Origin of the sequence: Frankia tisae, from assembly GCF_025403405.1 — a bacterium.
In the GTDB taxonomy this organism is placed as follows: Bacteria; Actinomycetota; Actinomycetes; order Frankiales; family Frankiaceae; genus Frankia; species Frankia tisai.
In genome coordinates this window covers 1-8371 of record NZ_JANEZT010000304.1, presented here as the reverse complement: position 1 = coordinate 8371, position 8371 = coordinate 1, and the positions used below count along the sequence as shown (strand labels likewise).

Annotated in this window: 4 protein-coding genes and 3 pseudogenes; 3 read left to right on the top strand and 4 right to left on the bottom strand. The window is 73.3% G+C overall.

All coding sequences use genetic code 11. From position 1 onward, the window contains the following. The 4 genes and pseudogenes from NBZ85_RS23485 to NBZ85_RS23470 all read right to left on the bottom strand — a co-directional run. Positions 1-1009 (bottom strand): annotated as a pseudogene (locus NBZ85_RS23485) (TolB family protein); the annotation flags it as partial. Between the two features lie 71 nt (positions 1010-1080). Next, positions 1081-2865, bottom strand: coding sequence for an N-acetylglutaminylglutamine amidotransferase (locus tag NBZ85_RS23480; protein WP_261559205.1), 1785 nt, complete (start codon positions 2863-2865; stop codon positions 1081-1083). A 212-nt stretch (positions 2866-3077) separates the two neighbouring features. After that, a complete protein-coding gene (locus tag NBZ85_RS23475) occupies positions 3078-5657 on the bottom strand; it encodes a carboxylate--amine ligase/circularly permuted type 2 ATP-grasp protein (RefSeq protein ID WP_261559206.1) in 2580 nt (859 codons plus the stop codon). Between the two features lie 359 nt (positions 5658-6016). After that, a complete protein-coding gene (locus tag NBZ85_RS23470; protein ID WP_261559207.1) occupies positions 6017-6979 on the bottom strand; it encodes a LysR substrate-binding domain-containing protein in 963 nt (320 codons plus the stop codon). 105 nt (positions 6980-7084) lie between these two features. Here NBZ85_RS23470 and NBZ85_RS23465 point away from each other — a divergent pair, with 105 nt between their 5' ends. The 3 genes and pseudogenes from NBZ85_RS23465 to NBZ85_RS23460 form a co-directional block, all read left to right on the top strand. Next, positions 7085-7648: a peroxiredoxin gene (locus tag NBZ85_RS23465; RefSeq protein ID WP_261559209.1), complete on the top strand. Its 564-nt coding sequence runs from the start codon at positions 7085-7087 to the stop codon at positions 7646-7648. Then, positions 7645-7719, top strand: a pseudogene (locus tag NBZ85_RS33870) (alkyl hydroperoxide reductase); the annotation flags it as partial. The gene NBZ85_RS23465 and the pseudogene NBZ85_RS33870, both read left to right, overlap by 4 nt. 146 nt (positions 7720-7865) lie before the next feature. Continuing rightward, positions 7866-8371 (top strand): annotated as a pseudogene (locus NBZ85_RS23460) (hypothetical protein); the annotation flags it as partial.

Genomic DNA, 8371 nt, shown 5'->3' with positions numbered 1-8371 from the left:
CCTCTGCCCCGGCGGCGCCGGGCGTGCCGGCCGTGTCGAGCAGGGCGAACCGCTCGACGCCGGCGTCGGGCCGCGCGGCGATCACCACGGTTTCGCCTGGCGTGTCCACGGCGATGTCGAGCAGGGCGGCCCGCTCACGCCCGAGGTCACTGATCAGCAGCGCCCGACGCCCACCCGCGGCGAACCGGCCGGTCAGGACCGTCGCGGTGCCACCGGGCAGCTCCCAGGACGCACGAACCGCCCCGCCATCCGGCGGCGCGGTGAGCCGGACGTCGACGACGAGGGCGCGGCGGACCCCACGCGGCCCCTCCCGCAGCAGCAGCCGGTACGAGCCGGCCAGCGGATCACGGCCGGCTCCGGACTGGCAGTTGGCACCGGACTGGAGGTCGGCGAGGTCGACGATGTCGCAGATCTGCAGGGCGGTCCCCGCGGCGAGGGCGGCCCGCCGACCGTCGAGTGCGACCAGGACGGCGGCGGTGCTCCCGGCCGGGTCGGCGCGGTCGGACTCGGTCACGACGAGGGCCCGGCCACCGGCGATCCAGCGGCCCGGCCCGGCGGCGCGACCGGCCCCGCCGGCCAGCAGGCGCAGGTCGGCACCGTCGGGGGCGACGACCCACAGTTCGGTGAGTTCCCCGCCGCCGGGCGCCACCTGCACGGCGATCAGATCGCCGGCCGGCGACCAGGCCGCGGCGCGGACGTGGCCGGGACCGGTGTCCACCACCCGCCGCGCGCCGTCGGGGTCCCGGATCCACAGCGCGGGCCCGGCCGGTCCGTCGGCGACGTAGGCGAGCCGGCCGTCGGAGGCGAGCACGGGCGCCCGCACCCCCTCGGCCGCGACCCACTCCACCGGCAGGTCGCCGGCGCCCTCCGGCCGAGGCGGCCACGCCACGCCGAGCGCGCCCGACTCGGGCGGCGTGGCGGGCGTGGGGATCGTCGCGGGCAGGGAATTCACCGGGGTCGCGTGGTCCGCCGGGATGGGGCCGTCCACGCGGGTGGAGCCACGGGTCATGTCAGTCCCCCACCAGTCGGGTGGTGCCCGGGAGTCGGGGTGACCTCCCGGGTGCCACTGCATTCCAGGGGTCAGGCGACGCCCTGGGTCTGGAGCCACATCTCGAGCAGCGCGGCCTGCCAGAGGGCGTTCGCGCCGAGGGTCGTGCGATTGTCGTTCGGGGCGGCCAGCATCGCCTGGATCCACGCCGGGCGGAACAGGCCACGTGACTTCGCCGCCGGGTCGGTGAGCGCGTCGCGGACCCGGTCGAGGAACGGGCCGTCCAGGTGGCGGATCGCCGGCACCGGGAAGTACCCCTTGGGCCGGTCGATGACGTCGACGGGCATGAGCGGGCGGCCGATGTCCTTGAGCACGCCCTTGCCGCCGGAGGCGAGTTTGAACTCGGGCGGGCAGGCCGCGGCGAGCTCGACCAGTTCGTGGTCGAGGAAGGGGGTGCGGGCCTCCAGGCCGGCGGCCATCGTCATGTTGTCGACCCGCTTCACGGGGTCGTCGATGAGCATGACCGCCGAGTCGATGCGCAGCGCGGCGTCGACGGACGTGTCGGCACCCGGGCGGGCGAAGTGGGAGGCGGCAAAGTGCCGGCTGGCGTCGGCCTCGATCAGGTGGTGCGGCTCGACCATCGCCGGCATGTCGCGGTGCGGCCGGTCGGCGAAGACCCGCAGGTAGGCGTCGACGGCCTGGTCACGCGGGACGCCGGCCAGCGGCGGGTACCAGGAGTAGCCGGCGAAGACCTCGTCGGCGCCCTGCCCGGACTGCACGACCTTGACGTGCCGGGAGACCTCCTGGGAGAGCAGGTAGAAGGCGACGCAGTCGTGGCTGACCATCGGTTCGCTCATCGCGGCGACGGCGGCGTCGACGGCGGGCAGCAGCCGGCTGCCGGGCACCCGGATCTGGTGGTGGTCGGTCTCGAAGTGCCTGGCGATGATGTCCGAGTAGGCGAACTCGTCGCCGGACTCGCCGCCGGCGGCCTCGAAACCGACGCTGAACGTGGCCAGGCCGTGCTGGCCGGCCTCGGCGAGCAGCGCGACGATCAGGCTGGAGTCCAGCCCCCCGGAGAGCAGCACCCCGACGGGCACGTCGGCGACCATCCGCCGGTGCACCGCCAGGCGCAGCTTCTCGGCGATGGCGTCCTGCCAGTCGCGGGCCGTCCAGCCGGCGTGGGCGGGGTCGCGGGTGAAGCTCGGGCTCCAGTACACCTCGTCGGTGAAGCGGCCGTCCGGTTCGACGACCCGCACGGTGGCGGCGGGCAGCTTGCGCACCCCGGCGAGGATGGTGTGCGGGGCCGGCACCACCGAGTGGAACGACAGGTAGTGGTGGAAGGCGACGAGGTCGATGTCCGAGGAGACGCCGCCCCCGGCGAGCAATGCGGGCAGGGTGGAGGCGAAGCGCAGCCGCTCGCTGTCGGCGGCGAGGTAGAGCGGCTTGATCCCGAGCCGGTCGCGGGCGAGGACCAGCCGGCCGCTGTCGCGCTCGCTGACCGCGAAGGCGAACATCCCGGCGAAGTGGTCGACGCAGTGGGTGCCCCAGCGGTGGTACGCCTTGCCGATCACCTCGGTGTCCGAGGTGGAGAAGAAGCGGTAGCCGGCGGCGACCAGCTCGTCGCGCAGCTCCTGGTAGTTGTAGATACACCCGTTGAACACGGTGGTCAGGCCCAGCTCGCTGTCGACCATGGGCTGGGCGCCGCGCTCGGACAGATCGATGATCTTCAGGCGGCGGTGGCCGAACGCGACCGGTCCCGCCGACCAGACGCCGGCACCGTCCGGGCCCCGCTGCACCATGGTGGCCGTCATCCGCACCACCGCATCGACGTCCGCTCCCCGGCCGTCGAACCTCAGCTCACCACTCAGCCCGCACATGTGCGCTCCTGTCGATCAGTCAGTTCAGGTGAGATCCATTCCCCGGGCATTCCTGCCCGGCATGAGGGTGCACGATCGTCCTCCACCCTCGATGCCGGAGATTTCACCCTCGTGTCCGCCCGGTTGCGGTCAAGAACCACTTCGCCCACAGGAACGCCGCCGTCCACCGCCGAGGGGTTCGGCGGAAGACGGCGGCGGTCGTCGGGGTCCGCTCAGCGGCGCGGGATCCAGGTGTCCTTGGAGCCACCGCCCTGGGAGGAGTTGACGATGAGGCTGCCGGGCGGGGCGACCCGGCTGAGCGCGGCGGGCACGACGACCGGCTCCACCCCCGCGTAGACGAACACCCGCAGGTCCACCGCGCACGGTTCGAGGTGGCTGTCGTGCCAGGTCGGGTGGGTGGACAGGGAGACCACCTCCTGTCCGATCCAGCGCCGCGGGTCGGCCAGGATCCGCTCCCGGGCCGCGGTGAGCTGGTACGGCTCGGCGTGCGGGCCGATCACGACGCCGGAGCCGCCGAAGCCGTCGACCGGCTTGACGACGAGCTGGTCGAGGTTGGCCAGCACGTGCTCGCACTGGTCCGGGTCGCCGCAGACGTAGGTCGGGACGTCGTCGAGCAGCGGCTGTTCCCCCAGGTAGTAGGTGACCATCCGGGGCACGTAGGCGTAGACGACCTTGTCGTCGCCGATGCCGTTGCCCAGTGCGTTCGCGACGCTCACCCGCCCGGCGCGGACCGCCCCCAGCAGCGCCGGGCCGAGCGGGGCCCCGTCCGCACCCGGCGCGCTGAACAGCTCGTCCTCGTCGATGCGCCGGTAGAGGATGTCGACGCGGCGGTGGCGGCCGTCGTCGATCCGGTAGGCAACGTCGTCGTCGACGAGCAGCGCGCCGGGTTCGACGAGCGGCACGCCCATCTCCTCGGCGAGCATCACGTGCTCGAAGTAGGCGGAGTCGGCCGGCCCGCTGGTCAGGACGGCGACCGCGGGCTCGTCGCCGGCGACTTCGGGCGGCGCCGCCGCGATGAGCGCGTCGTGCAGCAGCGCGGGCACGGTGCCCAGCCGCAGGATGCCGGGCGGCGGACCGAGCTCGGACAGCACCGATTCGGCGAGCCGGCGGCCCTCGACGGCGTAGGCGATCCCCGACGGCACCCGCAGGTTGTCCTCCAGCACCAGCCAGCCGCCGTCACCGCCACGGACGAGGTCGATGCCGGCGGTGGTGATCCGGATCGCGTCACGACGGGGCGCGCGCCCGCCGTGGCGCAGCCCGGGTGCGTCGTTGACCACCCAGGGCGGAACGATGCCGTCCGCGACGGCCGCCCGCTCCCCGTAGACGTCGTGCAGGAACGCCTCCAGCGCGCGGACCCGCTGCCCGAGGCCCTGGCCGAGCACCGCCCAGTCGTCGGCAGCGACGATGCGCGGCACGATGTCGAAGGGGAACGGCCGGCTCGCCGAGTCCCCGTTGACCCGGAACACGATGCCCCGGTCGGTCTGCTCGGCCTCGCGGGTGCCGACGCGTTGGTCGAGGGTGTCCGGGCCGAGCCGTTCCAGGGTGCGCATCACCGCCCGGTACTGGGGGCGCACGGCGCCGTGCTCGTCGACGACCTCGTCGTAGCCGGTCGGCTGGTAGCGCTCCAGCAGGACCGGCGCGATCTGGTCGGGCGCGGACACCGCGGGCGCGACGCCGAGTGACGCCCCGGCCGGCGGGACGTCGCGGGTCTCGGCGAGGATCAGGTCGGCGACGTCGGTGAGCAGGCCGCGGCGGGCGAACGCGCGCCGCTGGCGCAGCGCCGAGCTGCCTCGCCCGGCGGCCTGCTCGGCGAGGTTGTCGATGAGCTCCCAGTCGTCGTAGCGCTCGAGCTGGGGGCGCACCTCCTCCAGCAGCCGGCGCAGCATGGCCCGCGCGGGCACGGGGCCCGCACCGAGAATGTCGACGAGGTCACCCTCCAGCCCGGAGCGGGCCGCCCGCCAGGTCGCCGCCCGCAGCAGTTCGGCCCGCGGCGGCGGCGCCTGGCCGCCGGCCTCGATCTCCTCGATCGCCCGGCACACCAGGGCCCGGAACAGCCCGGCGATGAGGATGACGTTGTCCACATCCGGGCAGGCGTCGCAGATGCGCAGCTCGACGGTGGGCAGGTGGGCCGACGGGCGGACATCGAAGTAGACCATGCCCGGGTCACTGATCACGCCGGACTTGATCAGGTCCGCGATGAGCTGGTCGTACTCGGCCGCGGTCTTGAACGACCCGGCGACGCCCGCGGTGGGCCAGCGCTGCCAGACCAGCGTGCGCATGCTCGCGTAGCCGCTGTCGGCGCCGAGCCAGTACGGCGAGCTGGCCGACAGCGCCAGCAACATCGGCAGCCAGGGCGCGGTCCAGGCGACGACGGCCATCGCGAGGTCGCGGTCGGCGACGTCGACGTGCACCTGGGCGCCGCAGATGAGCTGCTCGCGCGCGACGATCTGGTAGTCCTCGGTCATCTGCTCGTAGCGGTCGTCGCGGGAGACGTCGAGCAGATCCATGTCGAGGATCGGCACGGTGCCCGACGCCGCCGGCCCGAGCCCCAGCTCGCCCGCCGCCTCGGCCAGCCGGCGGCGCAGATCCAGCAGATTCGACCGCAGCGCGAGCAGATCCAACGTCGGCTGACTGTTGGTCTCGACGACGGATTTCAATAGTTCCGGAGAGAAGGAATCCTTGTCCAGCTGCTGCAGGATTTCCTCGGCCCGGGGAACAAGTTGGCGGGTGGTGAGATCGAGGATGTGAAACTCCTCCTCGACGCCGACGGCCACGTTCCGTGCGTCGCTCATGGCGGCCTACGCTACGGCCGGCCGGTTACATATGCATGACACGGACGTATCTCGCATACCGGCAAGTCGATCAGATCTCGGCACGGACACGCGCACCACCTTTGTCGTGGCCGGCGTCCCGACCCCATCCAGCCGTGGCGCCACGACCCACCTGTGCGGATCGCCTCGGTCCGACCCGTCGGCCGGACGCCGGCGGGCAGCCGGTCGCGGACGCTATGTCCCTGTCCTCGCCGCCGACGATAAAACGTGACGAAGCCCGCAGCCTTTAGTCGCGAAGAAGCGGGGATGAACAAGTGCTTGAGCACATGCCGAAAGCGCCACGAGACACCGCGAGACACCACGCTGCGGGCCGGCGGTGCTCACCCTGAGCGGGTTACCTTGGGATTTCCCACCGGGACCGGGCAGAGTTCCAGGTCCGTCCCGGGCAACGCGGCGCGGACCTCCTGCGCCAGCAGGTCCCAGTCGACGACGCGCGCGGAGGTCGCCCGGTAGGCCAGGCCGATGCGCCGGTGCGGCACCGGACGGCTGAACGTGGCGACCGCGAGGCCGCGCCCCTCCCCCACCTCGACGCCGACCGCAGCGGCGGGCAGCAGCGTCAGCCCCAGCCCACCGGCGACCATCTGGACGATCGTCGACAGGCTGGCCGCCCGCAGCGTGGCCCGCTCCCGCGCCCCGGCCTCCCGGCAGACGTCGAGCGCCTGCGCCCGGAAGCAGTGCCCGTCCTCCAGCAGGAGCACGTCCTGCCCGGCGAGGGCGGCGAGGGGCACGGCGCTGCCCCCGGCCAGCGGATGCTCGGCGGGGGTCACCAGGACGAAGTCCTCGTCGTAGAGCGGGATCTCGGTGACGCCCGGCTCGTCGTTGGGCAGCGCGAGCAGCGCCAGGTCGAGGGCGCCGCCGCGCAGCTCCGCCAGGAGGGTGGACGTCTGCGCCTCGCGCAGCCGCAGGCGGACCTGGGGCCAGCGCCCGCGCAGTGTGGGCAGTAGCCGGGGCAGCAGGTAGGGCGCCACGGTGGGGATGACGCCGAGCCGGATGTCGCCGGTCAGCGGGGCGCGGGCCCGCATCGCGACCTCGGCGATGTCGTCGACCGCGCCGAGCACGCCGCGGGCCCGCGCGACGATCTGCTCGCCCACCCCGGTGAGCAGCACACTGCGGGTGGTGCGCTCGACGAGCTGGACGCCGAGAGTGCGCTCCAGCGCCGCGACCGCGCTGGACAGGGTCGGCTGGCTCACGTGCAGCGCGGCCGCCGCCCGGCCGAAGTGCCGATGATCGGCGACACCGACGAGCGCACGCAACTGGGTCAGCGTCGGCTGGGGCTTAGCCATAGATCGAGGCTATCAAACTTGCCGAATCTTTCGATTTCTCTTCTGAGTCTGGGATCGCAAGAGTGGGGCGTGCCCGATCCCACCCCACGAGAGGAACACCTCGACGTGCTTACCATCGGCGACACCTTCCCCGCCTACGACCTGACCGGGGTCGTCTCCAACGACCCCGGCACCGCCTTCGCCCGGGAGACCGCCACCAGCCGCCCCGGCGCGTGGCGCGTCGTCTTCTTCTGGCCGAAGGATTTCACCTTCGTGTGTCCGACCGAGATCGCCGCGTTCGGTCGGATCAACGGCGAGTTCGCCGACCGCGACGCCCAGGTCCTCGGCGTGTCCACGGACAGCGAGTACGTCCACCTGGCCTGGCGGCAGAACCACCCGGACCTGACCGACCTGCCCTTCCCGATGCTCGCCGACATCCGCAAGGACCTGACCGCCGCCGCCGGCGTGCTCGGCGACGACGGCGTGGCGCAGCGGGCGACCTTCATCGTCGACCCGGACAACGTCATCCAGTTCGTCATGGTCACCGCGGGCAGCGTCGGCCGGAACCCGGCGGAGGTCCTGCGGGTGCTCGACGCGCTGCAGACCGACGAGCTGTGCCCCTGCAACTGGCAGAAGGGTGAGGCGACACTCGGCGCCGCGGCGCCCGCCCCGGTCGAGGTCGCGGCCTGACGGCCGTCGCCCGCCTGCGGGAGCTGCTTCCCGGCTATGCCCGGGACCTGCGCCTCAACCTCGGCTCGGTGAATCGAGGCGCTGGAGACCTCCAGCGGCGGTGGGTCGGAAGCGTTCCGGACATGTTTCGGGACCGTTCCGGGCGAGACCGGGTGACGGAGGTCACCAAGGGTAGGTGGCGCCGGGAAAGTCCACGTGATCCTGCTAGACAGGACCAGTGCACGGGGAGATCACCGCATCCAGGCAGGAGCAGGCCGACCCGCAGGCCGTGGCGCCCTGCGCCCCCTTCCCACACCGGGCCGGGGTGGTGGCGCTCGAACCCGGCGGCGCGCCCGTCCCCGGTGCCGAGGACCCCGGTGTGGCCGGTGGCACCGACGGGTGCGTCCCACCCGACGGTGGTGTGCACTTTCGGATGGCCGTGCCCGCCTGGCTGCGGGGAGCGGGCGCGGGCCTGACGACCGGGGCGCTGGCCGTGCTCGCCGAGGCCACCCTCAGGTCGGCCGCCGCCCAGGGCGCGGATGGCGAGGTGCTTCCGGCGAGCCTGCGCCTGGAAACCCGCGGCGAGTGGCCGCACCCGCCGGTGCCGATCCCGGTGGCCGACGTTGCGCTCGGCGGACCGGTCAGTCCGACCACCCCGCGCATCCCGCCCGGCCGTGGGGCGCCCCCGCCGACCGCGCCCCCGCCGCGAGCCGTCCGAAGCTCGGATGGCCCGGCGGTGGCCGG

Excerpts from the sequence above, each read along its gene's own strand:
- NBZ85_RS23475 (WP_261559206.1), bottom strand. The coding sequence starts at position 5,657 with ATGAGCGACGCACGGAACGTGGCCGTCGGCGTCGAGGAGGAGTTTCAC.
- NBZ85_RS23480 (WP_261559205.1), bottom strand. The coding sequence starts at position 2,865 with ATGTGCGGGCTGAGTGGTGAGCTGAGGTTCGACGGCCGGGGAGCGGAC.
- NBZ85_RS23470 (WP_261559207.1), bottom strand. The coding sequence starts at position 6,979 with ATGGCTAAGCCCCAGCCGACGCTGACCCAGTTGCGTGCGCTCGTCGGT.